The organism is Micromonospora rubida (genome assembly GCF_009908295.1).
Lineage (GTDB): Bacteria > Actinomycetota > Actinomycetes > Mycobacteriales > Micromonosporaceae > Micromonospora > Micromonospora rubida.
On the sequence record NZ_JAAALO010000001.1, the window covers coordinates 229,342 to 253,001 of the forward strand.

At 74.1% G+C, this 23,660-nt stretch carries 20 protein-coding genes; 17 read left to right on the forward strand and 3 right to left on the reverse strand.

The window, feature by feature from the left end:
* Positions 1–9: 9 nt before the first annotated feature.
* The gene (locus GVV04_RS01040; protein WP_161683837.1) at positions 10–1,077 is read right to left on the reverse strand and encodes a serine/threonine-protein kinase; all 1,068 of its coding nucleotides are present in this window, start codon (positions 1,075–1,077) and stop codon (positions 10–12) included.
* Positions 1,078–1,173: 96 nt separating this feature from the next.
* Positions 1,174–3,144 carry an N-6 DNA methylase gene (locus GVV04_RS01045; RefSeq protein ID WP_161683838.1) on the reverse strand — a complete coding sequence of 657 codons (1,971 nt, stop codon included), beginning with the start codon at positions 3,142–3,144 and terminating at the stop codon, positions 1,174–1,176.
* A 217-nt stretch (positions 3,145–3,361) separates the two neighbouring features.
* Between GVV04_RS01045 and GVV04_RS33790 the strand changes: the two genes are divergently transcribed.
* From GVV04_RS33790 to GVV04_RS01085, 8 genes are all read left to right on the forward strand, one after another.
* Complete coding sequence (locus GVV04_RS33790) at positions 3,362–5,869, forward strand: AAA family ATPase (RefSeq protein ID WP_161683839.1); 2,508 nt, start codon at positions 3,362–3,364, stop codon at positions 5,867–5,869.
* Positions 5,866–6,315, forward strand: coding sequence for a hypothetical protein (locus GVV04_RS01055; RefSeq protein ID WP_161683840.1), 450 nt, complete (start codon positions 5,866–5,868; stop codon positions 6,313–6,315). The genes GVV04_RS33790 and GVV04_RS01055 overlap by 4 nt, the downstream gene beginning before the upstream one ends.
* 153 nt (positions 6,316–6,468) lie before the next feature.
* Positions 6,469–6,861, forward strand: a complete 393-nt coding sequence (locus GVV04_RS01060) for a DUF1974 domain-containing protein (protein WP_161683841.1) — start codon at positions 6,469–6,471, stop codon at positions 6,859–6,861.
* Positions 6,862–6,954: 93 nt separating this feature from the next.
* Positions 6,955–8,313, forward strand: a complete 1,359-nt coding sequence (locus tag GVV04_RS01065) for a coiled-coil domain-containing protein (RefSeq protein ID WP_161683842.1) — start codon at positions 6,955–6,957, stop codon at positions 8,311–8,313.
* Between the two features lie 80 nt (positions 8,314–8,393).
* Positions 8,394–9,392, forward strand: a complete 999-nt coding sequence (locus tag GVV04_RS01070; protein WP_161683843.1) for a radical SAM protein — start codon at positions 8,394–8,396, stop codon at positions 9,390–9,392.
* Positions 9,389–10,498, forward strand: coding sequence for a PEP-utilizing enzyme (locus tag GVV04_RS34210; RefSeq protein ID WP_161683844.1), 1,110 nt, complete (start codon positions 9,389–9,391; stop codon positions 10,496–10,498). Before GVV04_RS01070 ends, GVV04_RS34210 begins: the two co-directional genes overlap by 4 nt.
* A gap of 53 nt (positions 10,499–10,551) precedes the next feature.
* Entirely contained in the window at positions 10,552–11,097 is a 546-nt protein-coding gene (locus GVV04_RS01080) for a dCTP deaminase domain-containing protein (RefSeq protein WP_161683845.1), read from the forward strand.
* Positions 11,097–12,185: a pentapeptide repeat-containing protein gene (locus GVV04_RS01085; protein ID WP_161683846.1), complete on the forward strand. Its 1,089-nt coding sequence runs from the start codon at positions 11,097–11,099 to the stop codon at positions 12,183–12,185. Before GVV04_RS01080 ends, GVV04_RS01085 begins: the two co-directional genes overlap by 1 nt.
* Before the next feature lie 17 nt (positions 12,186–12,202).
* Here GVV04_RS01085 and GVV04_RS01090 read toward each other — a convergent pair whose 3' ends face one another.
* On the reverse strand, positions 12,203–12,937 hold the full coding sequence (locus GVV04_RS01090; protein ID WP_161683847.1) for a PEP/pyruvate-binding domain-containing protein: 735 nt from the start codon (positions 12,935–12,937) through the stop codon (positions 12,203–12,205).
* Between the two features lie 222 nt (positions 12,938–13,159).
* Here GVV04_RS01090 and GVV04_RS01095 point away from each other — a divergent pair, with 222 nt between their 5' ends.
* From GVV04_RS01095 to kynU, 9 genes are all read left to right on the forward strand, one after another.
* Positions 13,160–14,092, forward strand: a complete 933-nt coding sequence (locus GVV04_RS01095) for an STM4015 family protein (protein WP_161683848.1) — start codon at positions 13,160–13,162, stop codon at positions 14,090–14,092.
* A 7-nt stretch (positions 14,093–14,099) separates the two neighbouring features.
* Entirely contained in the window at positions 14,100–15,050 is a 951-nt protein-coding gene (locus GVV04_RS01100; RefSeq protein WP_161683849.1) for an STM4015 family protein, read from the forward strand.
* A gap of 1 nt (position 15,051) precedes the next feature.
* Positions 15,052–16,182 (forward strand): STM4014 family protein, encoded by a 1,131-nt coding sequence (locus GVV04_RS01105; RefSeq protein ID WP_201752777.1) that lies wholly within the window; start codon positions 15,052–15,054, stop codon positions 16,180–16,182.
* Positions 16,170–16,973 carry an STM4013/SEN3800 family hydrolase gene (locus GVV04_RS01110; RefSeq protein WP_161683850.1) on the forward strand — a complete coding sequence of 268 codons (804 nt, stop codon included), beginning with the start codon at positions 16,170–16,172 and terminating at the stop codon, positions 16,971–16,973. Before GVV04_RS01105 ends, GVV04_RS01110 begins: the two co-directional genes overlap by 13 nt.
* Positions 16,970–18,295 carry an STM4012 family radical SAM protein gene (locus tag GVV04_RS01115; protein ID WP_328822143.1) on the forward strand — a complete coding sequence of 442 codons (1,326 nt, stop codon included), beginning with the start codon at positions 16,970–16,972 and terminating at the stop codon, positions 18,293–18,295. Before GVV04_RS01110 ends, GVV04_RS01115 begins: the two co-directional genes overlap by 4 nt.
* Positions 18,292–19,209 carry an STM4011 family radical SAM protein gene (locus GVV04_RS01120; protein ID WP_328822144.1) on the forward strand — a complete coding sequence of 306 codons (918 nt, stop codon included), beginning with the start codon at positions 18,292–18,294 and terminating at the stop codon, positions 19,207–19,209. The genes GVV04_RS01115 and GVV04_RS01120 overlap by 4 nt, the downstream gene beginning before the upstream one ends.
* Positions 19,210–19,531: 322 nt before the next feature.
* Positions 19,532–21,175, forward strand: coding sequence for an MFS transporter (locus GVV04_RS01125; protein WP_161683852.1), 1,644 nt, complete (start codon positions 19,532–19,534; stop codon positions 21,173–21,175).
* Positions 21,176–21,222: 47 nt separating this feature from the next.
* Positions 21,223–22,194 (forward strand): Lrp/AsnC family transcriptional regulator, encoded by a 972-nt coding sequence (locus GVV04_RS01130; protein ID WP_161683853.1) that lies wholly within the window; start codon positions 21,223–21,225, stop codon positions 22,192–22,194.
* Between the two features lie 177 nt (positions 22,195–22,371).
* On the forward strand, positions 22,372–23,634 hold the full coding sequence (gene kynU / locus GVV04_RS01135; RefSeq protein WP_161683854.1) for a kynureninase: 1,263 nt from the start codon (positions 22,372–22,374) through the stop codon (positions 23,632–23,634).
* Positions 23,635–23,660: the final 26 nt, after the last annotated feature.

Sequence of the window (23,660 nt, forward strand, 5' to 3'; positions counted from 1 at the left end):
GGGGCCTTCCTACAGGGTCGAGCGGCGGGCGTACTGGCGGCGCATCCTGTCGACCAGCCACCGCACGTCGGCGGGGGGCGGGGCGGGCCGCTCGGGGTCGGCCTTCGTGGGGGCCGCCGTCTCCAGCTGCGGGGTGCTGTCCTCCGCGACGGGCGCGGCGTCCTCCGGGTCGCGGCGGGGGTCGTCCAGGCCCGGCGGGACCCGCAGCTCCAGGCCGCCGTCGTAGGTGAGGGCGGCGACCTCCTGCCGCAGGTCGTGGGCGGTCCGGCCGCTGCTGGCGGTGGCCACCGCGAGCAGTCGGGCGTGGACGGCGTCGAGCCGGGGCCGGGCCGTGGGGTCGAAGGCGAGCATCGCCCCCAGTAGCTGCACCAGCTCGGCCGGCACGTCGGACAGGTCGGGCAGGTCCCCCGGCTCGCTGATCCGCAGCAGCAGGTTCCACGAGTTGGTCGGCGGATAGAGCCCGTGCCCGGTGAGGGCGAAGACCAGGGTCGCGGCCAGGCCGTAGATGTCCAGCGCCGCAGTCAGCTGCCGCTCGCCCCGGACCTGCTCGGGTGACATGTAGGCGGGCGTGCCGACCAGCACGCCGGGCTCGGTCAGGTAGTCGCTGCGGTCGATGAGCAACGCCAGGCCGAAGTCGATGAGCTTCGGGCCGTCCGGCCCGAGGATGATGTTCTGCGGCTTGAGGTCGCGGTGCAGCAGCCCGGCCTGGTGCACCTTGGCCAGGCCGTCGGCCAGCATCGCGCCGGCCATGGCGGCCAGGGGAAGCGGCAGCGGCCCCCGCGCGTCGACGTGCTGCCGCAGGGTGGCACCGGCGACGTACTCGACGGCGAGCCAGGCCGGGTCGGCGAAGGGGTCGGCGTCCTCCAGCCGGGCGACCCGGGAGCCGAAGACCAGCTTGAGGCTCTCGACCTCGGCGGCGAACCGCTCCCGCACGGTCGGCCCCTCGATCAGGTGTTGCCTGATCACCTTGAGCGCCACCCGGTCCGCCGTCGGCGACACCGCGAAGTAGACGTCGCCCATGCCTCCCGAACCGAGCAGTCTGACCAGTTCATAGCCGCCGATTGTGCCCAGCGTCATTCGTCTCCTTCACGATGACACCCACCCGAACCGTGGCCGTCATGTCGGTCCACGTCAGACGGACGCATGACCGTACAACGCTGTCCGACCAGGGGGCTACCGGCGCCTCGGTGCCCTGCGCTGCTCCTGCGGGTCACCGTCCGGACGCAGGCCACCGCTCGCCAGGCCATCGGCGGTGAGCTGCACCAGCTCCGCCCCCAGCGCCGCAGCCTGTCGGATTGCCGACTCGAAGGCGGCGAGCCGCCGGAACGCCTCCCCCAGCGCCCGCTGCTCGTCGGGCGGCAGCCGCCGCACCTGCGCCCGCCGGATGTCGACGCGCAGCGTTCCGGACAGGCTGGACGCCTGCCGCTCGTTGGCGGAGGTGCGCAGCTGCCCGGCGAGGAACCACGGGTCGAGGGCGGCCGGGTTGGGGCGCAGCAGGTAGAGGTTGCGGCCGAGCAGCGCCCCCTCGGCGGTGACGACCCGGGGGGTGAGCTGCCGGGCGATCATCGGCACCACCACGTCGCCGACGGCGAGCGGTATCTCCTGGCCGAGCCTGCCGTCGTCCCGGCCGGAGGCGTCGTCGCCGTTCAGCACGTCCTCGACGGTGAGCACGGGCGGCCCGTCGGCCGGGGCGCCGTGGCCGTCCGGGCCGGTGGCCTTGATCGGCCCGATCAGGTGGAGCGCGCCGGTGCGGGCCAGCTCGCCGACGGTGAGGGTGGGCTGCGGCGGGCCGCCGGGCGCGGTGACGACCTGGGTCATCAGCGCCGGCAGCTCGCCGACGAGGGCGGCCAGCCGCTCTCTGGCGCGTACCAGACGCTCGCCTGTCGCCTCGCCCCCGACGGCGGGTTGGCGGCGGGCGGGGGTGAGGTCGACGTCCTCGTCGAGCAGCTCGATGACCGGGACCGCGCGGGCGAAGCCGGCCTGCTCCATCTCGGCGTCGCCGGCGGCGGTGAAGGCCCGCCAGGCGGCGAGGACCCGCGCGGACAGCGCGGCCGGGTCGCTCCCGGCGGCGTCGACGAGCAGCGCCCGCGCCGGTGGGGGCGCGTCGGCAGCGGCCCGCCGCAGCACCCACAGGTGCAGCGGTACGCCGTGCGCCGCGCCGACCCCGACCGGGAGCGCGACGACGGCGCGCAGATGGCCCCGGCGCAGCAGTTCGGCGCGGATCCGGCGGCCGGAGCGGCGGCCGGCGACGGTGGGTGGCATCAGCAGGACGGCGTGCCCGCCGACCCGCAGGTGGGCGAGGGCGTGCTGCGCCCAGGCAAGTTCGGGCTCGCCTCGGGGGGTGCTGCCGACGATCCACCGGGGGTCGTGGCCGAGTTCCTCGTCGCCCCAGTTGCTGACGCCGAACGGCGGGTGGCAGACGACGGCGTCGACCGGGTCGTCGGCGAAGGCGTCGGCGCGCAGCGAGTCGCCGGGGCGGACCTGGCCGGGGGCGTCGTGCAGGGCGAGCCAGAGGCCGGCGAGCGTGGCGAAGTCGGGGACGAGCTCCTGCCCGTACGCGGCGGTGCAGCCGGCGCGGACGGCGGCGCGGAGGAGGGCGCCGGTGCCGGCGGCCGGGTCGAGGACGGTGCCGCCGACGTCGGCGAGCCCGACCATGAGGTCGGCCAGGTCGTCCGGGGTGGCAGCGGGGCGGCCTGCGCTGTGGGCGGCGAACCGCTGCCACAGCTCGTCGAACGCGCCCTGCGGGCCCCGGTCGGCGGCGAGGGCGTCGAGGTCGGGCAGCAGGGGCGCGAGGTGCGGGTCGAGGTCGGGCAGCGGGGGCGTGTCGACCGGTCGGCGGTGGGGGCGCTCGCCCCGCCGGCGGCCCAGCAGGTGGGCGCCGACTGCGGCGAGGCCGGCGGCGGGTGAGTTGCCGGTCGCGGCGAGGTGTCGCCAGATCCGGTCGGCGGTGGAGAGCTCGCCGAGCTTGCCCTGCCCGCGCAGCCACTGCTCCACCTGGGTCAGGTCGAACTCGGGGCTGGCCGCGCTCCCGCCCACGGGGGCGGGGAAGTCGGCGTGCCGCTTGCGCCAGTTGCTGACGGCGGCGCGGCCCACCCCGGCGAGCCGGGCGATGTCCGCCGCCGTGACCGTCACTGTCTCCTGCATCCTCGCAGTGTGGCAGACGCGTCAACCGTCATGCTTGTTGACACGGTTCACAAGCGGTGCTTCTATTGACCGTCACCGCCGCCGGGTCAAAGGACGGCGGTCCCGGCCACCGGCCCGTCCGCGACACCAGCTCCACATCGTCCACACCCCACATCCACCGCCCGTCGGGCGGGCCGGCGAGCCGCCGGCCCGCAGACGCCACGCGCTTGGAGACGCCATGAACCGGACCTCGCAGCCCAGCACCGCGCCCGTGCTCGACCTGATCTTCGACCGGCTGGCCGACGACGACGTGCCGACCGACACCGCCGAGCTGGTCCTCGCCGCGTTCGGCGGCGACGGCGACCTGGCCTCCGCCCTCGCGGGCCACCCCACCCGGCTCGACCCCCGCTCCCACGAACCCGACGGCCCGCCGGACCGGATCTGGCTCACGTCGGTGACCGTCGCCGGGTTCCGGGGCGTCGGCGCGGAGCGGACCGTCGAGATCGGCCCCGGGCCGGGAATCACGCTGGTCGTCGGGCGCAACGGCTCCGGGAAGTCCAGCTTCGCCGAGGCCGTCGAGCTGGCCCTCACCGGGGACAGCGCCCGCTGGGCCGAGCGCACCAGCGTCTGGCGGACGGGCTGGCGCAACCTGCACACCCCGGACCCGTGCCGGATCGGCGTGGAGCTGCGGGTCGACGGGGAGGCCACGCCGACCCGGGTGACGCGGGCCTGGCCGGCCGGGGCCGAGCTGGACGACGCCCGGGTCACCGTCACCAGCGCCCAGGGGCGGCACGCCGGCCTCGCCGAGCTGGGCCTGGCCCGGCCGCTGGAGCTGTACCGGCCGTTCCTCACCGCCGCCGAGCTGGGCCGGCTCGCCGCCGGCACCCAGAGCCAGCTGTTCGACGCGCTCTTCGCCATCCTCGGCCTCGACGCGCTCACCGAGGCCGACCAGCGACTGCTGCGCGCCACGCGGCCCATCGACGCCGACAACAAGGAGGTGCGCGCCCGCCGCGCCGCCCTCACCGACGTGCTCGCCGGAATCGACGACGACCGGGCCCGGCGGGCCGGTGCGCTGCTGCGCGGCCGGGGACCGGTCGACGCCACCACGCTGACCGCGATCATCGACGAGCCGGACGAGACGGGCGGGGACGAGACCGTGCGGGCCTGCCGGTCCCTCGCCGCCCTCACCCTGCCCCCGGCCGACGAGGTGGCCCGGCTGGCCAGCGAGCTGCGCCGGGCGGCGGAGGAGGCGGTGCGGCACGACGGTGACCGGTCCCGGGCGGCGCTGCGCGGCGCGGAACTGCTCCGGCTCGCGCTGGAGGAGCACGAGGACCGGGGCGAGGGCCCCTGCCCGGTCTGCGCCACCGGCACCCTGGACGGCGGGTGGCGGGCCACCGCCACGGCGTCGCTGACCGAGCTGCGGCGCCGCAGTGTCGCCGCACAGTCGGCGGCGACCCGGCTGACCGCACTGCTGCAGCGGGCGCACCACCTCGTGGACGACCTGATGGTCCCCGGGGACGACGTGCCGCTCGCGGCGGCCTGGGCGGCGGGCGAGGCCGGGGCGCTGGGCGAGGCGACGGGGACCGTGGGCGAGGCGGTGCAGGCGCTGGGCGAGGCGACGGTGGCGCTGCGGCGCGTACCCGCTGATCCCGCGGAGCTGGCCGACCACCTCGCCGCGCGGTACCCGCAGGTGCTGGCGGCGGCGGACGTGGCGCGGACGCACGCCGAGGAGTTCCTGCGGGGACGCGACACCGGGTGGCGCGCGGCGGTGACCGAGCTGCGGAGCTGGCTGGCCGCCGTGGAGGGCCTGCCGGCCCGGGAGGCCACCCTGGCCCGGTTGAAGGCCGCGCGCGGATGGCTGAAGGAGGCCGGCGCGGCGATCCGCGACGAGCGGGTCGCACCGTTCGCCGCGCACTCCCAGCGGATCTGGGAGCAGCTGCGTCAGGAGAGCAACGTCGAACTGGGGACGATGGCCCTCGCCGGGACCAACACCCGGCGGCGGGTGGTGTTCCCGGTCAGCGTGGACGGCTCCGACAACGGCACCGCGCTGGGGGTGATGAGCCAGGGCGAGATGCACGCCCTGGGGCTGGCCACGTTCCTGCCGCGCAGCTGCGCCGAGGAAAGTCCGTTCCGGTTCGTCATCGTCGACGACCCGGTGCAGAGCATGGACCCGTCCAAGGTGGACGGCCTGGCCCGGGTGCTTGCGGAGCTGGCCGAACACCGGCAGGTGGTGGTGTTCACCCACGACACCCGGCTCCCCGACGCGGTGCGCCGGCTGGACCTGGGCCGGGCCCGGATCGTGGAGGTGCACCGGGCGGAGCAGTCGGTGGTGACGCTGCGGCCCGGCTCCGACCCGGTGTCCCGCTACCTCGACGACGCGTACGCGCTGTCGCGCAGCGACGAGGTGCCGGCAGAGGTGCGCGGGCCGGTCGTGGCGGAGCTGTGCCGCTCGGCGGTGGAGGCTGCCTGCCACCAGCGGGTGTGGCGGACCAGGGTGGCGCGCGGGGTGCCGCACGACGAGATCGAGGCGGCCGTCGCCGCGTCCCGCCGGCTGACCACGACCGTGGCGCTGGCCGTCTTCGACGACGCCGAGCGCGGCGGTGAGGTGCTCGGCTGGCTGGGCCGGCGGGGCCACCGGGCGGTCGACGCGTACCGGGCGTGCCGGGAGGGCGTGCACGGGGCCTACCTGGCGGACCTGCCCGGCCTCGTCGCGGACGCCCGCGCCCTCGCGGGGGTGCTGTCGTGAGCGCCCCGACGATGCTCCGCAGCAGGGTGACCGCGCCGACCCCCCAGCGCTGCCTGGCGGCAGCCGACCAACTGCTGCGCGGGGCGGGCCCACTCGGCGCGCAGGCGGTGGACGCCGGCTGGTGGCCGCGGGCGTGCGCGTGCCTGATCCGGCTGGCGCTGGAGGGCGGCGTCGACGGCTACTGGCGGCGGGTGCGTCCGGCGGTGGCGGAGTGCCAGCAGGGCCGGGCCAAGCACCTCATGCTGGGCGGCCGGCTCGGGCCGGGCCGGCCGGTGGCACGCCGCGTCGCGTACGCGTGGGCGGCGCTGTCGGCGGCGACCCACCACCACTGCTACGAGCTGGCGCCGACGGCGGCGGAGCTGCGCCGGCTGCACACGGAGGTCACCGCCCTGCTCGCCCGCCTCGACCGGACGGACACGACCCCGGCCGACCACGGGGCGGACTGACGGTCGGCCCGATGTCGCCGATCGGACAGCACGGGTGGCACCCGGTCGCGGGGATCGCGTCTACTGTCGAGGCCCGCCGCCCGGTCGCCCCGCCCGGCGCAGCCACGACCGTCGTGCGGGTCGTCGACACACAGCCGAACGGAAGGCTCCCCTGTGGATCGGGCATCGCCCCCGGGACCGACGGCGGAACAGCCGGGGTCGGACCCGCCGCCCGACCGGCGGCGGGTCCAGGCGCTCACCCGGCGGCTCGCCCAGCTCGCCACCCGGCACGCCGAGGCCGAGCACCGGCTGGTCGAACTCGACCATACGGTGCAGGACCACGCCCACGAGAACGGGCGGCTGCGCGCAGCGCTGGGCCAGGCGACGCGCACGGCGGACGACCTCGCAGCCCGGCTGGCGGAGTTCGGCGAGCTGACTCCCGAACACCTGCGCCAGCGGGCCGCCGAAGTCGACCGGGAAGCCGCCGACCGGCTCGCCGGAGGCCCGGCGGCGGACGGCGACCGGCCCGGACGGCAGACGGGCCGGACGGCGGGCGGGGCGGGGTGACCGGGTACGGCCAGCGGCGGTAACGTTGCGCGGCATCGCGTTCGGCGGAGGGGTGGTCCGCCCGCAGCGTCCCGGGAGTACGGAGGTCGACGCATGTCCACTGCTGGTGATTCTTTCGCGACGCGGGGGGACGCGGCCCAACGGCCGAACTTCGAGCAGGCGCTGCGCGGCTACGACAAGCGGCAGGTCGACCGGTACGTTGCGCAGGTCGACGGCGCCGCCGCGTCGCTGTCGTCCGAGCGGGACCGGGCGCAGCACCAGTTGCGCAACCTCACCCTCCAGTTCCAGCAGCTCCAGGCGGAGGTGTCCGAGCTGCGCCAGCGCCCGGCGCAGGTGGACCGGGCGTCGTTCCGGGACCTGGGGCCGGTCGTCGACCAGATCCTCGCCCTCGCCGAGAAGCAGTCCGGGCTCATCGCGGAGGCCGCCACCCAGCGGGCCGGCGAGTTGCAGGGCGAGGCGGAGCGGATCCTGACCGAGACCCGGGAACACGCCGCCCAGGCGCTGCACGACCTGGAGGCGGAGCTGTCGGCGCGGCGGGCCGAACAGGAGAAGGCGTACGAGGAGCGACGCTCGGCGGCCGAGGCGCAGCTCGCGGACATCCAGGAGCTGGTGGAGCAGTTGCGGGTGGACGGTGAGGCCGCCCACGAGCACGCCCAGCAGGAGGCGAAGCGGATCAACGAGCTGACCGCCCAGCAGGTGGAGCAGGCCCGCGCCGCGGCCGAGGCGCTGACCAAGGCTGCCCGTACGCAGATCCAGCAGGAGGTCCAGGCGGCACGCGCGCAGAGTCAGCAGGAGCTGACCCAGTGGCGGGTCAACGTGGAGCGGGAGATCAACGAGCGGCGGGCGGCGGCCGAGCAGGAGCTGGCCGAGCACCGGGCGGCGGCCGAACGGGAGGTGGCGGGTCAGCTCACCGCCGCCGAGGAGAAGATCGCCACGCTGATCGCCGAGGCGCAGCAGTACTCGACGGAGGTGCGCAAGCGCGCCGACGAGCAGGCGACCCTGCACCAGGAGCAGCTCACCGCCGTGCAGCAGGAGGTCGGCAGCCAGCGGCAGGCGCTGACCCAGCTGCACGCCGAGCTGGACGGCGCCCAGCAGCAGCTCGCCCGCGTCCGCCAGGAGGGGGGCGCGACCGAGCACCAGGTCCACCAGTTGCAGCAGCACCTGGGTGAGCTGCGGCAGGAGCTGGCGGCCGAGACGAGCCGGCTGGAGGAGGCCCGCCGTTCGGCGGACTCGGTCGAGCAGCACGCCAAGGACGTCCGGGCCCGGGTGCAGCGGGAGGCGAAGCGGGTGGCCGACCTGGCCGCCGCCGCGGTGATGGCCGCCGCGGCCGGGGGCGGCGAGACCGCCGAGTACCCGACGGTGCGGTCCCGACCGGACGCGCCCCGGCCCGCCGACGGGGTGGACGCGTCGCCGGTCGACCGGGCGGCCCCGCCCGTGGCCTCACCGGCCTGACACCCCGCCTCGGGGTGCCCGCATCCGACATTGTCGTGGCGAGGATATGACGCAGAGTTGGCGATCTGTAGGCTGACCGGGTGCACGTGCCCACTGCGGACATCTACGTGACCTACCGGTGCAACATGCGATGTCGGCACTGTTTCGTGGGGTCCGCGCTCGATCGGGAAACGGATCTACCGCGCGACGCGCTGATCGGCTTTCTCCGCACGGCGTGGTCGGACTGGAGCACCCGTGAGATCTCGTTGCTCGGCGGTGAACCGACGCTCTATCCGGACATCGACCTCGCCATCCGGGCCGGCCGGGAGATCGGATTCCAGGTCCGTGTCGTGTCCAACGGCGGGCCCGCGCTGCTGCGCATGATGGGTCGGCACGACACGACGGATTTCGGCATCGCCGTCAGCGTCGACGCGGCGTCGCCCGACCGCCACGACGCGATCCGCCGACCCGGCTCGCTGCGGTCCGCGTTGCGGTGCGTCGCGGCCGCCCGGGAGCAGGGACGCCCCGTCTCCGCGATCCTCTCGGTCGGCCGACACAACCTCGACCAGGCGGTCGCGACGCTTCGCCTCCTCGGCGGGCTCGGCGTCGACCACGTCAACGTGCACTACGTGACCGATCGCGGTTTCGCGTCCGCGGAAATGCTGGTGGGCGTGCCGGAGTGGCTGCGGTTGCGGGACGAGATCGCCGCCACGCCGGGGCTGCCCCCGGTCCGGTTCGAGGGCACCTTCCAGCCGGCCGGTCGCCCGCTCGTCTGTGCCGCGGAGCAGGAGTCGATGCTGATGCTCTTTCCTGACCTGCGGGTCTACTCGTGCAGCATGTACCTGGGGCTTCCCCATGGCAACGCCTTCCGGTGGAGCGGCCGCGCCCTGGTGCGCAACGCCCGTTTCGACGCCCGCTACGGGTCGCCGGTCCCCGGGGTGCGGCACTGCCCGGCGAGCCGGTTCGTGAACGCGTCGTTGCCCCGGTCCGCCGAGTCCGTGGGCCGTACCGTCGGCTGCATCTTCGACAAGGAACTGCTCAACGCCGGCCCTGCGGGCAGCACGGTCGCATCGAGGACAACCGACAGGAGAGAGCTGTGACCGCCGACAGGACCAAGGACTACTTCCGGCAGCACTCGGCGCTGGCGGACTGGTTGCGGGCGGTCCGCTCCGGTGACCGCAGCCCGATCCTCGCGGAGGACTCCACCCGCTCATCGCGCCTGAAGTTCCTGGCCGACACCATCGGCCTGCCCATCATCGGGACGACCACCTTCACCGGACGTGAGGTGGCGAGCAACTCCGATCGGTTCACCGCCTTCGTGCGGTCCGCGGATGGCCGGTACGCCGTGCGCGCATTTCCGTCACACGACGGCGGTCAGGTGCTCCGCAACCGGAACCTTCCCCTGGACCCGCTCGTGGCGTGGCTGATGCGGCAGGGACTCGACCTCGACACGTACGAGATCGAGTTCAGCCAGCACCTGCCGAACCAGTGGGCCACCATCTTCGTGGTCAACACCGACGGCATCATCGGTGAGATGGTGCGGGGAAGCCTGCGGCAGCTGACCCAGGGTGGGCCGGCGACGGCCCCGTCGGTCAGCTACGTGCACGACTTCCAGGGCTGGCAGTTGGACTCGCCGGATCCGCAGTGGCAGCGGATGGCTGCGGCAGCGGTCGCGTTCACCGAGGTGCCCGATCCCGTGGTCCGGGAACGGCTCCGGGAGAGCCTGGGCTGCTCGTTCGCGCGGGAACGCAACCTCTGCGGCTACTACGAGGCCATCGTCACGCCGAACGCCGACATCCGGTTCATCGACTACAACATCAGTCTCGGCGAGCAGATCCCCGGCGCGTTCGTGCACCTGATGAAGGGCGATCGCGATGGAGACGCCGACCTGCGGGGCAGAACGGCGAGCCGGGGCAGCGTCACCGCGCCGGCCCGCGTCGTCATGCACGACGTGGACGAGTCGACGCCGCTCGACCAGGGCGACGTGCTGGTCTGCGTGGAGCCCACGCCCGACATGGTGCCGCTGCTGGCGAGGGCCGGCGGGCTGGTCGCCGACCGGGGCGGCGTGCTCAGCCACGCCTCCATCGTGTGCCGGGAACTCGGCATTCCGTGCGTCGTCGGCACCGTCAACGCCACCGAGATCATCCCGGACGGCGCCCGCGTGCAGATCGACGCCGACGCGGGCCTCGTCCGAGTGCTGCACTGATCGAAGTATTTTAATATCGTGCTCTGGAGCGGAGTCTCTGTCGAGGAGTGGCGATGCATCTGTGCAGTCGGGACGACATCGGCCGGTTGAGGAAATCCGGGGACCTGGAGGTGTCGACTCCGGGCGGCACGGAACCCGTCTTCCTCGACGAGCACCGGCTGGGGATGCACATTGCTGAGCTGCACCGCGTCGAGGACGACATCGACCTGACCGCGCCGGACGCCGTGCGGTCCCGGCGGCTCGACCCGGCTGGCCTCCGGCTCGAACCCGACGCCTTCTACCTGGGGGTCACCAGGGAGCGATTTCGCCTCGGCGGAGGGCTGGCCGCCTCGCTGCACACCCGCTCCCGGTATGCCAGATTGGGGCTGGAACTGCTCGGCTCCTCCAACTTCGTGGTGCCGGGATTCGGCTCCACCGGGGCCGCGCCACTGGTTTTCGAGATCTCTGTCAAGAAAGCGACACAGGGCTTTTCCTCGTCCACGCCCTACTGCTTTCTTCTGTTGTACCGCCTCCTCTCACCCCGACGCACCGTCAATCAGTCGGACTACCGTAGACGATTCCCGATGCAGCACACCGCTCAAGCGGGGGACACAACATAGTGACGACGCACCCCTACACCGGAACCTGGTCGCCTGATCAGTTCACGGGCAAGACGCTCGTCGGCCTGGACTTCTCGAACCGCTGCCTGGTGGGCGCGGACTTCTCCGGCGCCGTCCTCAAGGACTGCGACTTCTCGAACAGCGACCTCAGCCACGCCGACTTCTCCGGCGCCGATCTCTACCGCTGCAACCTCTCCCGTTCGGTGCTGTACGCCGCCGAGCTGGACGACGCGAACCTGACCCGAGCCAACTTCTCCCAGAGCTACACCTACGGCTGGCTGCTCAACGCCTCCGCCAACGTCACCTACGCCCAGCTCCTCGACTTCTCGATCGAGGAGCGGCGACGCTCGGTGACGATCAGCGAGACCCGCCCGGACTACGTCCGGGCCGTCGCCTTCGGCCAACAGATCGGCCCGACCGGGGAGCTGTGCCAGCGGGACTACCAGGTGGGCAACTACCGGTACACGTTCAGCGAGTTGGAGCCGCAGGAGGCGGCGCTCCAGAAGTCCCAGGTCTACAACAGACTCAAGCGCCTGTACCGGGAGAACCAGAACGGCGAGGCAGCCCTGCACTGCCTCTACCAGGAGCGGTACTGGCTGACCCGGTCGTACTACCGGCTCAGCCCGCTCACCCTGGGCAGGTTCCGGGAGAGCATGGTGAAGACCGCCGCGAAGACCGCAGGCGCGTTCCTCGCCGAGGTGGTGAGCGGGTACGGGGTCCGACCGACCCGGATCATCCGCAACATCCTGCTGCTCTGGCTCACCTTCACGATCGCGACCACGGTGATCGCGGCGACGTCGCAGTCGGACGGGGTGCTCTACACGGCCCCCACCTGGCCGGCCACCGCCACCACGGCACCGGCCGGGGGCGAACCGGCACCCACGCCCCAGGTCGTCGACCTCGGCCGGCCGGACGTGCGCTACGGCCAGATCCTGCACTACACGCTGTTGTCGACGGTCACCCCGGATCCGCAGCGGTACACCGCGTACGGGGTCATGAACGCCCTGTCCCTGGTCTACTTCTTCCTCGCCGCGGCGCTGCTGGCGCTGTTGTTCTCGTCGGTCTTCATCCGCCTGCTGAGCGACTGAACGGGGCCGGGGACCGCTCAGCCGAGTGCGGAGATCGCCCTCGCCTGAAGGACCCAGACCATGCCGTCGCCGGAGGTCCACTCGATGTCCAGCCCCTCGCCCAGCACCGCCTCGCAGGATCGGGCGGCGCGCGCCAGCTCCCCGAACAGGGGCGGCAGCGCGGCGGGCAGGGCGGCCACCTCGTCGGGGTTCGCCGGTTCGCCGGAGGGCTCCAGGACGACGTACGCCACCGACGCGGATCCCGCCGCGTCGGGGGAAACCTCCACCACCAACTGCCGGGCCCCGGAGAGCGGGTCGCGGGTGAACATGACGCCGGCGCACGACCGGTCCATCATCGGTTGGACCAGCGCCGCCATCCCGGCAGCCGTGATGCCCATCGCCTGCCGATAGGTCTCGGCACTCGCCCCGCTCAGGGAGGCCCGCACCTCGCGCAACGCCCTCCGCACGCTGTCCGGGTCACTCGGAACGTCGAGCACGGACCGGAACACCCCCGCGTACGAGTGTTGCGGCGCGTCCTCCCCGATCGCCGAGGACCGCACCGCCACCCGTTGCGCACCCAACCGGCCGAGGGCCTCGACGAGCGCCTCCGACATCGCGTCCGAGTCGAGCCGGTCCATGCCGTCGGCCGTGACGCAGAACCCGGGTGGCACTCGGACCTCTTGCCGCAGCAGCCGGGAGAGGGCGAACGCCTTGCCGCCCACGGCCAGCGGCCCGGCTGCCGCGGCAGCCCCCAACAGCAGGAGGTTCTCCATCACAGCCTCTTCGGATCGTCCGGACCGCGTCCGCGCTCCCGCCGGAAACCCGGTGCGGTGACGGTGACACGCGCGACGTTTGCTGCGGTGAATCCTAGACGGGTCCCCGCACGCCGTCGGGGTGCGGACCCGGGAGGCAGCCGCGCCACCGCCGGTGACCTCAATGTCGGTACGGACTGTTACGGTCGCGCCGCCGCTGCACCAGTCGAATCGGAGGTTGGCGTGATCCGCTCCCATCTGTCGTCGTTCACGGGGCTACCCGTGCTGCCCTTCACCCCGGGGATGACCCTGCCCGACGACCCGTCGGCGGTCGCCTGGCGGCTGGAGGTGGAGGACTTCGAGGCCGACCCGGAGGAGTTCGCCGCCTTGGTGGCGGCCCTGCGCGACGAGGTGCCCGCCGACGCGGTCCGGGCCCTGGTGATCGGCGAGTGGGGCTCGGCGTACGAGCAGGCGCCGCCGGTCGACCTGCTGGTCGAGGCGGCGCAGAAGTGGACCTCCCTGCGGGCGGTCTTCCTCGCCGACCTGGTCAGCGAGCAGTGCGAGATCTCCTGGCTCACACACGGCGACATCACCCCCCTGCTGGAGGCGTACCCGTCGCTGGAGGTGCTCTGGGTGCGCGGGGGCAACGAGCTGCGCCTCGACCCGGTGCGGCACACCGGGCTGCGGGAGCTGGTGTTCCAGACCGGCGGGCTGCCCGGGTCGGTGGCCGCCGCGGTCGGCGGCTGCGACCTGCCCGCGCTGGAGCGGCTCGAGCTGTGGCTCGGCCGGCAGGACTACGGCGGCGACACGACCCGGGCCGAGTTGGCCGACGTGCTGGCCGGCACCCGGCTGCCGGCGCTGCGCCACCTCGCGGTGTGCAACGCCGAGTTCGCCGACCGGATCGCGGAGGCGGTCGCCGCCGCGCCGGTGGTCCGCCAGCTCGAGGTGCTCGACCTGTCGAAGGGGGTCCTCACCGACGTCGGCGCGGAGGCGCTGCTGGCCGGGCAGCCGCTGACCCACCTGCGCCGCCTCGACCTGCACCACAGCTTCCTCTCCGGGTCCGCGCGGGAGCGGGTCGTCGCCGCCCTGCCGGGCGTCGAGGTCGACCTGTCGGACCCGCAGACCGCCGAGGTCTACAACGACCGCGAGTACCGCTTCACCGCGGTCGGAGAGTGAGCAGGCCATGACCGTCGGATCCCACGCCGGCTCCTTCGCCGGCCGCACCGTCGTCGAGGTCCCCGCCGACGGCCCGCTGCCCGCCGCCGACGGCCCCACGGCCTGGCGGATCGCCGCGCACGACTGGGATGGCAAGAGCACCGAGAACACGCTCTCCCCCGGGTTCCGCGACGCCTTCGAGCGACTCGTCGACCGGGCCGGCGAGTCGGTGGAGGCCCTGGTGATCGGCTCCTGGGGGTACGCGGCGTTCAACGTCGCGCCGATCGCCCAGCTCTGCGAGGCCGCGCCGCGCCTGCCCAACCTGAGGGCCCTGTTCCTCGGCGACATCGTCGCCGAGGAGTGCGAGATCTCCTGGATGAAGGTCGGCGACGTCAGCCCGCTGCTGACCGCCTACCCCGGCCTGGAGGTGCTGCGGGTGCGCGGCGGGGAGGACTTCCGGTTCTCGCCGGTGCGCCACGAACGGCTGCGCCGGCTGGAGGTGCAGAGCGGCGGCCTGCCCGCCGAGTTCGTCCGGGCCGTGCTCGACTCCGAACTGCCCGCCCTGGAAGAGCTGGAGCTGTGGCTGGGGGTCGACGAGTACGGCGGCGACACCACCATGGCGGACCTGGCCCCGCTGCTGGCCGGGGAGCGGTTCCCCGCGCTGCGCCGGCTCGGGCTGTGCAACTCCGAGATCGCCGACGACATCGCCGAGGCCCTCGCCGCAGCGCCGGTGGTGCAGCGGCTGGAGGCGCTGGCCCTGTCGCTGGGCGCCCTCGGCGACCGGGGCGCGCTCGCCCTGGCCGGCGGGCAGCCGCTGACCCACCTCGCCAAGCTGGACCTGAGCCACCACTACGTCTCCGAGGACACCGTCGCGGCGGTGAAGGCGGCCCTCCCGGGCGTGTGGGTGGACCTCTCCGACCCGCAGGAGGAGGAAGAGTACGACGACGAGACGTACCGGTACACGGCGGTGTCGGAGTGACATGCGGCTGACCGTCGTCGGCAACCCCGACAACCGCCGGGTGGGCCTGTTCAACCGGGCGGTGCTGGCCGCCGGCCTGCCCCGGCCGACGGTGCTGCCCTGGGTCGACGTGCTCACCGGCGCGGCACCGCCGCCCGCGGGCGCCCTGGTGCGCGTCGACTCCCCCGGCGAGGACCCGGAGGTGGACCGGCTGCTGCGTCGGGCGGTCGGCCCGGCCCGGCACGGCGAGCTGATCGGCCTCGCCGACACGTACGCCGGCCTGGTCGACGGGCTGGCCCGGGTCGCGGCCGGCGGCGCGGAGCTGCTCAACGACCCGGCCGACGTGGCCGCGCTGTGCGACAAGCGCCGCTGCCACGCGCTGCTGGCCGCCGCCGGGGTCGCGGTGCCGGGCGCGCTGCCCCCGGTCGACGGGTACGCGGGGCTGCGCGCGGCGATGGCGGAGGCGGGCTGGTCGCGGGTGTTCGTCAAGCCCGCGCACGGCTCGTCGGCCGCCGGGGTGATCGCCCTCGCGGTCGGTCCCGGCCGGGTCCGGGCGGTCACCCCGATCGAGGTGGCCCCGGACGGGCTGTTCAACTCGCTGAAGGTGCGCCACTACGACGACGAGGCAGGCGTCGCCCGGCTCGTCGACCGGCTCGCCCCGGAGGGGCTGCACGTGGAGCGGTGGCTGCCCAAGGCGGGGCTCGGTGACCGGGTCGTCGACCTGCGGGTGGTGGTGGTCGCCGGCCGCCCCACCCACGCGGTGGTCCGCGCCGCGCGGGGGCCGATGACGAACCTGCACCTGGGCAACGCGCGCGGCGACCTGGCCGAGCTGCGGGACGCCGCCGGGCCGGCGGCGTGGGCGGCGGCGATGGAGACCTGCGAGCGGGCGGCGGCGTGCTTCCCGCGCAGCCTGCACGTCGGCGTCGACCTGATGTTCCTGCTCGGCTGGCGGCGGCACGCGGTGGCGGAGGTCAACGCGTTCGGGGACCTGCTGCCCGGGGTGCTGGTCGACGGCCGGGACACCTACGCCGAGCAGGTGCACGCCCTGACCAGCGGCCGGTGGGACCGCTGGCGGGCGGCCGGGGCGCGAGCCGGGCGGCCGGCAAGGCAGCCGGACCCGGCAGGGCGGGAGGTCATCGCGTGCGGAACCTGATCGGCGGCCACGACATCTGCCTGGTCACCCTGGACACGCTGCGCTGGGACGTGGCCGACGGGCTGGCCGACGCCGGGCGCACCCCGCAGCTCGCCCGGGCGCTGCCGGGCGGCCGGTGGGAGCGCCGGCACTCCCCCGCCAGCTTCACCTACGCCGCGCACCACGCGTTCTTCGCCGGCTTCCTGCCCACCCCGGTCAGCCACGGCCGGCACGAGCGGCTGTACGCGGCGGCGTTCCCGGGCAGCGAGACGGCGGGCTCCGACACCTGGGTGTTCGACGCGCCGGACCTGCCGACCGCCCTCGCCGGGGCGGGCTACCACACGCTCTGCCTGGGCGGGGTGGGGTTCTTCAACCGGCGCAGCCCGCTCGGGTCGGTGCTGCCCGGCCTGTTCGCCGAGGCGCACTGGGAGCCGGAGTTCGGGGTCACCTCCCCCACCTGCCTGGACGCCCAGCTCGACCGGCTGGCCGAGGTGCTGCCCCGGGTCCCGGCTGCCCAGCCGCTGTTCACGTTCCTCAACGTCGCGGCGCTGCACCAGCCCAACCGGCACTACGTCCCCGGTGCCGCGCACGACGACCCGGCCAGCCACGCCGCCGCCCTGGAGTACGTCGACAGCCGCATCGGCCGGCTGTTCGCCCTGCTCACCGGGCGGGGCCGGCCGGTGTTCACGATCATCTGCTCCGACCACGGCACGGCGTACGGGGAGGACGGCCACACCGGCCACCGGATCGGCCACGACGTGGTGTGGACGGTCCCGTACGCCCACTTCACCCTGCGACCGGGAGAATGGTGACCAGCATCGACACGGGCCTCGACGGCTCGCCGTACCAGCAGTACCTGTACGCGTACCCGCACAAGACCTCGTACCGGGCGCTGCGGCCCCGCCCCCTGCTGGCCGACGTGTGGCGGGCCGAGGCACGCGACGCGCTCTTCCTCTACGTCCACCTGCCGTTCTGCGAGATGCGCTGCGGGTTCTGCAACCTGTTCACCCGCGCCAACGCCCCCGCCGACCAGGTCACCGCCTACCTGGGGCAGCTACGCCGGCAGGCCCAGCGGGTGGCCGACGCGCTCGGCGGCGACACCGGGTACGCCCGGGTGGCGCTCGGCGGCGGCACGCCGACCTACCTGACCGCCGACGAGCTGACCGAGCTGTTCGACATCGCCACGTCCACGCTCGGGGCGCGGCTGCCCGGCGTACCGCTGTCGGTGGAGACCTCGCCGGCCACCGCGACGCCGGACCGGCTCGCGGTGCTCGCGGCGCACGACACCACCAGGGTGAGCATCGGGGTGCAGAGCTTCCTCGACGTCGAGGCCCGCGCCGCCGGCCGGCCGCAGCGCCGCACGGAGGTGGAGGCCGCCCTCGGCGCGATCCGTGACGCGCGGATCCCGGTGCTCAACATCGACCTGATCTACGGCATCGACGGGCAGACCGCCGACACCTGGCGGCAGAGCCTGGACGCGGCGCTCGCGTGGCGGCCGGAGGAGCTGTACCTGTACCCGCTGTACGTGCGGCCACTGACCGGGCTGGGCCGGCGGGCGCACGGCCGGGCCGACTGGGACGCCCAGCGGCTCGCCCTGTACGAGCAGGCGGTGGACGCCCTCGGCGCGGCCGGGTACCGGCAGGAGTCGATGCGGCAGTTCCGCCGGGCCGACGTGCCGACGCCGGACGGCCCGGACTACTGCTGCCAGGACGACGGGATGGTGGGGCTGGGCTGCGGCGCCCGCTCCTACACCACGGGCCTGCACTACTCGTTCGACTACGCGGTGAGCGTGCCCGAGGTGCGGGTGGTGCTCGACGACTACCTGGCCCGGCCGGCCGACGACTTCCGGTTCGCCGAGTTCGGGTTCGCCCTCGACGACACCGAGCAGCGCCGCCGCTGGCTGCTCAAGTCGCTGCTGCGCGCCGAGGGGGTGGACCCGGTCGCGTACCGGGCCCGGTTCGGCCGCCCGCCCGGCGAGGACTTCCCCGAGCTGGGGCGGCTGGCCGACCGGGGGTGGGCCAGCGACGGCGGGCTGCGGCTCACCCCGGCGGGGCTGGCCCGCTCCGACGCGGTCGGTCCGTGGCTGACCTCCGCGCAGGTGCGCAGCGCGATGACCGGGTACGTGCCACGGTGAACCCGGCCGAGCGGTGTCTCCCTGGCCCTCGCATCGACGCTGATGGCCTCGGCGGGGCAGCGGGCCTGGCGATCCTCTACCGAGGGCCCCTGGCGAGCTGCAACTACGACTGCCCGTACTGCCCGTTCGCGAAGCGGCGCGACCCGCCGGAGCTGCTGGCCGAGGACCGGGCCGCCCTGGAGCGGTTCGCCGGGTGGGTGGCCGCGACGACGGACGTGCGGCTGTCGGTGCTGTTCACCCCGTGGGGCGAGGGGCTGACCCGCCGCTGGTACCGGGACGCGTTGGTGTCGCTGTCGCACCTGCCGCACGTCGACCGGGTGGTCATCCAGACCAACCTGGCCGCCCGGGTGGACTGGCTGGCCGACGCCGACCCGACCCGGGCTGCGCTGTGGACGACGTACCACCCGGGGCAGGTCACCCGGGAGCGGTTCCTGGCCCGCTGCGCGCGGCTGGCGGAGCTGGGGGTCCGGTTCTCGGTGGGGGTAGTCGGCCTGCCGGAGCACCTCGACGAGGCGCGGGCCCTGCGCGCCGCGCTGCCGCCCGAGGTGTACCTGTGGGTGAACGCCGCCGAGGGCCGCCGCTACGACGCCGACGAGGAGGCGACCTGGACGGCGCTGGACCCGCTGTTCGGCTACAGCGTGCGCCCGCACCTGTCGCTGGACCGGCCGTGCCACGCCGGGGAGACGGCGATCTCCGTGCGCGGCGACGGCACGGTGCGCCGCTGCCACTTCGTCGACGAGCCGATCGGCAACCTGTACGACGGGTCGTGGCGGGCCGCGCTACGGCCCCGCGCCTGCGTCAACGCGGTCTGCGACTGCCACATCGGGTACGTCCACCTCAAGCCCCTCGGGCTGCGCGACGTGTTCGCCGGCGGCCTGCTGGAACGCATCCCCGCCGCCTGGCCGCGCGGCTGACCCGGGCCGCCCGGCGGTCAGACCCGCAGGCTGTGCGGCCCGGCGGCTGCCGATAGGCGTCGGCGAAGCGGGCGTCGCGGTACGCGTCGGCGAAGCGGGCGCCGTGGGCCAGCCCTCCGCCGCACCACAGCCGGCTCGGGTCCCGGCGGCCGTGTCGGAAATCGTGGGCCGACCGGGTCCTGATGTCGAGTTCCCGCGAGGTGGCGGGATCTGGCTGGCCCGGTGGCGTGGATTCGACGGATCGTGGGCGTGCGGTGACCAACCGCGTCGTGCCGTGTCGTGCTGGAGAAAAGGGCGTCCTTTGAACGTGTCGAGTGGGGGAATGACGGCTCGCGGGCGGGGGGCCACGATCGCGCTGGCGTGCGCGGGGGTCTTCGTCGCCTATCTGCCGGTGGTCACCGTCGCGGTGAGCCTGCCGGCGATCCAGCGGGCGTTGGGCGCCTCCACCGCGCAGCTGTCGTGGGTCTCCGACGCCTTCGTGCTGCCGGTGGCCGCGCTGATCCTCACCGCCGGGGTGTTCTCGGACGTCCACGGCCGCAAGAAGGTCTACCAGGTGGGCCTGGCGTTGTGTGCCGCGGGCGCCCTGGTGGCGTTGTGCGCCCGTTCGGTCCAGATGCTCTGGGCCGGGCAGGCCCTGGCCGGTGCGGGAGCCGCCGCGCTGCTGCCGGTGACGTTGGCGTTGATCAGTCACGCGGTGCCCGATCACCGGGAGCGCGGCAAGTACATCGGGTTGTGGACGACCTGCATGATGGCGGCCATGGCGGTGCCGCCGCTGATCGCCGGGGTGATCCTCAATCACGTGGGCTGGCGGTGGATCTTCCTGCTGCCGGTGCCGCTGGCGCTGTTGACCATGGTGTTCGCCGCGCGGCTGCTCGACGAGTCCCGGGGGCACGGCGGGCGCAGGCTCGACTGGCCCGGACAGCTCACCGCCGCGCTCGCGATCACCTCGTTGATCTACGGGGTGATCGAGGGTGGGGCCGAGTCGTTCACGCATCCGCGGGCGCTCGCGGCCCTGGCCGTGTCCGTGGTGAGCGCCGCGGCCTTCGTGCGGGTGGAACTGCGCAGCAAGGCGCCGATGCTGAACCTGGCGTTGTTCCGCAGCCCGGCCTTCACCGCTTCCACGCTGGCGGCCATGATCAGCTTCCTGGGGCTGATCGGCTTCTTCTTCGTGCTCAGCCTGTACTTCGGCCTGGTACAGCAGTTGACCACCCTGGAGTCCGCCATCCGGATGGTGCTGGTCAACATCGTGTCCATGTTCCTGGGCCTGGTGATGGGGCGCGTGATGCGGCACGTGCCGGCCCGGGTGCTCATCACGGTCGGCCTGCTGGTCGCGGCGGTCGCGCTGTTCTGCCTGACCACGGTCGGCACCGACACGTCCTTCGGCTCGGTGGCCTGGCGCCTGGCCCTGCTGGGGCTGGGTCTCGGCCTCGCCTTTCCGTGCATCACGAACATCGCCGTCTCCTCGGTGCCCCCGCAGTGGGCCGGCATGGCGGCTGCGGGCAACAACGCCTTCCGGCAGGTCGGCGGCGCGCTCGGACCGGCCCTCATGGGAGCCCTGCTGACCGTGAAGGCGGTGGGCGCCCTGCCGGGCCATCTCGCCGACGCGGGGCTGACCGGTGAGCGGGCGCGGCAGATCACCGAGACGGCCGACGCGAACGGGATCGGCGCCGTCGCCGGGATGGACCTGGGCGCCGACACCGAACGCGCCCTGGGCGCGATGTCCGAGGCGTTCCTCGACGGGCTGCGGCTGTGTCTGTTCGTCTCAGCGATCCTGCTGGTGCTCGCCGCGCTGGCTGCCGCCGTACTGCTGCGACGACGGCGGCCGGCCACGACGGCCCCCGCCGTGGCGGGCAACCCCTCCTCCGCTGGCTCGGTGCCGCAGCCGGCACTGAGCACGCCGCAGCCGGCGCGGTCTTCGCATCCGGGAGGCCGCGATCGTGCCTACAATGAGCCCGACCAGCCCTGAACGCCCGCCGCGCCGTGCCCCGTTGCCGCCCCGCGCAGGAGAAGCCTGTGGCGTCCCAGACGCTCGATCAGATCGACCTGAGGCTGCTGCAGGCGCTGGAACTCGACGGGCGGGCGTCGTTCAGCCGGATCGCCGAGGTGCTGGGGGTGTCCGACCAGACCGTGGCCCGCCGGTTCCGGCGGCTGCACGCCACGGTACGTCTGCGGGTGACCGGCATGACCGACGACAGCCGTCTGGGCCGCGACAGTTGGATCGTCCGGCTGGGCTGCACCCCCAACGTGGCCGAGCAACTTGCGCTCGCGCTCGCCAAGCGCCCCGACACCCAGTACGTCGACCTGGTCTCCGGCGGCACCGAGGTGTTGTGCGCGATGAGGCCGCGCACCCGCCAGGAACGCGACGACCTGCTCCTGGAACGTCTTCAACGCACCCCGCGCGTCACCTCGGTCAGCGCCCACTGCATCCTGCACTCCTTCTACGGCGGCCCCGTCGGCTGGTTACGCAAGATCAACGCCCTCGACCCCGACCAGGAGGCCGCGCTGCGCACCCCGGCCGGCGCCGCCTCCACCGCCCCGATCGTCCTGGACCCCGTCGACGAGGCGCTGCTGGCCGCGCTGCACCGCGACGGCCGCGCCGCCCTCGCCGAGCTGCAGAAGGCCACCGGTCAGTCCGAGGCGGTGACCCGGCGACGCCTGGAGCGGCTGCGCGCCACGGGAGTGCTGTACTTCGCCGTCGAATACGACTACGAACCCCTCGGGCAGGGCGTCGGGGCGATGTGCTGGCTGACCGTCGCTCCGCACGCCCTCGCCCAGACCGGACGGGCACTGGCAGGCCACCCGGAGGTGCGCTTCGCCGGGGCCGTCACCGGCCCGGCCAACATCGCACTCTTCATGGTCTGTCGCACCAGCGGCGACCTGTACGCGTACCTCAGCGACCGGATCGGCGCCCTGACCGGGGTCCAGAACGCGGAGACCGCCCTCATCCTCCGACGGGTCAAGACTCTCACCTACCTGCCCCGCTGACGCGCGCCGGCAGCCGGCGCAGGTGCCGGTGCCCGGCCGACGCGGTGCGCCCGGCCGGGCACCTCGCTACACCCCTGGCACGTGCGTCAACCGTGGGACCGGCGTACGCGGCCGTCGCCTCGACACCACCGATCAGCTAGGTTGGCCGTCGTTGCACGTCAGAGCAGGGAGCGGCACATGCGAGATGACTTCCCTCGGTACCTGGCCAAGGAGCTGGACGCCGCCGACCCGCTGGCCGACCTGCGGGACCGGTTCGTGATCGCCGACGACGATTTGATCTACCTCGACGGCAACTCCCTCGGGCGGCTGCCGGCGGCCACCCCGGCGCACCTCGACCGGCTGGTCCGGCAGGGGTGGGGCGATCGGCTCGTCCGCTCCTGGCCCGACTGGATCGAGTGGGGCCGGCGGCTCGGCGACCGGCTGGCCGCCCACGCCCTCGGCGCGCGCGACGGCGAGGTGGTGATCTCCGACTCCACCTCGGTGAACCTGTACAAGCTGGCCGCCGCCGCACTGGACGCCGCCGGGGACCGCCGCACGGTCCTCGTCGACGCCGAGGACTTCCCCTCCGACCGGTACGTCATCGAGGGGCTGGCGCGCTCACGCGGGCTGACGCTGCGGATGCTGCCCTCCGACCTCGACGAAGGGCTCGGGCTCGACGAGCTGCGCGCCGCCCTCGACGGGGACGTGGCGCTGGTCGTGCTGTCGGCGGTGTCGTACCGGTCGGGGGCGCTGCTGGACATGGCGGCCGTCAACGCCGCCGCCCGCGAGGCCGGCACGGTCGTGCTGTGGGACCTGTCGCACGCCGTCGGGGCGGTGCCGATCGAGCTGGACGCCAGCGGCGCCGACCTGGCCGTCGGCTGCACCTACAAGTACCTCAACGGCGGCCCCGGCGCCCCGGCCTTCCTCTACGTCCGACGGGAGTTGCAGTCCCGGCTGCGCCAGCCGATCCAGGGCTGGTTCGGCCAGCGCGACCAGTTCCTCATGGGCGCCGGGTACGACCCGGCCCCCGGCCTGGACCGGTTCCTGGTCGGCACCCCGTCGATCCTGGCGCTGGCCCCGCTCGACCCGGCCCTGGACGTCCTCGCCGAGGCCGGCATCGACCGGGTACGCGAGAAGGGCCGCCGCCTCGGCGAGCTGATCGTGACGCTGACCGACGCGTGGCTCACCCCGCACGGCTTCCGGGTGGCCTCCCCGCGCGAGGCCGGCCGGCGCGGCAGCCACGTCTCGCTGCACCACCCGGAGGCGTTGCGGATCTCCCGGGCCCTGACCGAGCAGGGCCGGGTGGTGGGCGACTACCGCACTCCGGACCGGCTCCGCCTCGGCCCCGCGCCGCTGTACACCCGGTTCGTCGACGTGTGGGACGCCATGGACCGGCTCCGGGACATCGCCGAGCGGCACGCCTGGGAGCGGGTGCCGGGCGGGCCGTCCCGGGTCACCTGACGCGTCACCCGGGGACGGCGAGAGAA

What these genes read in the sequence shown, in the direction of transcription:
- GVV04_RS01040 (WP_161683837.1), bottom strand. Translation starts at nt 1,077, where the DNA reads ATGACGCTGGGCACAATCGGCGGCTATGAACTGGTCAGACTGCTCGGT.
- GVV04_RS01045 (WP_161683838.1), bottom strand. Translation starts at nt 3,144, where the DNA reads ATGCAGGAGACAGTGACGGTCACGGCGGCGGACATCGCCCGGCTCGCC.
- GVV04_RS33790 (WP_161683839.1), top strand. Translation starts at nt 3,362, where the DNA reads ATGAACCGGACCTCGCAGCCCAGCACCGCGCCCGTGCTCGACCTGATC.
- GVV04_RS01065 (WP_161683842.1), top strand. Translation starts at nt 6,955, where the DNA reads ATGTCCACTGCTGGTGATTCTTTCGCGACGCGGGGGGACGCGGCCCAA.
- GVV04_RS01080 (WP_161683845.1), top strand. Translation starts at nt 10,552, where the DNA reads ATGCATCTGTGCAGTCGGGACGACATCGGCCGGTTGAGGAAATCCGGG.
- GVV04_RS01090 (WP_161683847.1), bottom strand. Translation starts at nt 12,937, where the DNA reads ATGGAGAACCTCCTGCTGTTGGGGGCTGCCGCGGCAGCCGGGCCGCTG.
- GVV04_RS01100 (WP_161683849.1), top strand. Translation starts at nt 14,100, where the DNA reads ATGACCGTCGGATCCCACGCCGGCTCCTTCGCCGGCCGCACCGTCGTC.
- GVV04_RS01105 (WP_201752777.1), top strand. Translation starts at nt 15,052, where the DNA reads ATGCGGCTGACCGTCGTCGGCAACCCCGACAACCGCCGGGTGGGCCTG.
- GVV04_RS01125 (WP_161683852.1), top strand. Translation starts at nt 19,532, where the DNA reads ATGACGGCTCGCGGGCGGGGGGCCACGATCGCGCTGGCGTGCGCGGGG.
- kynU (WP_161683854.1), top strand. Translation starts at nt 22,372, where the DNA reads ATGCGAGATGACTTCCCTCGGTACCTGGCCAAGGAGCTGGACGCCGCC.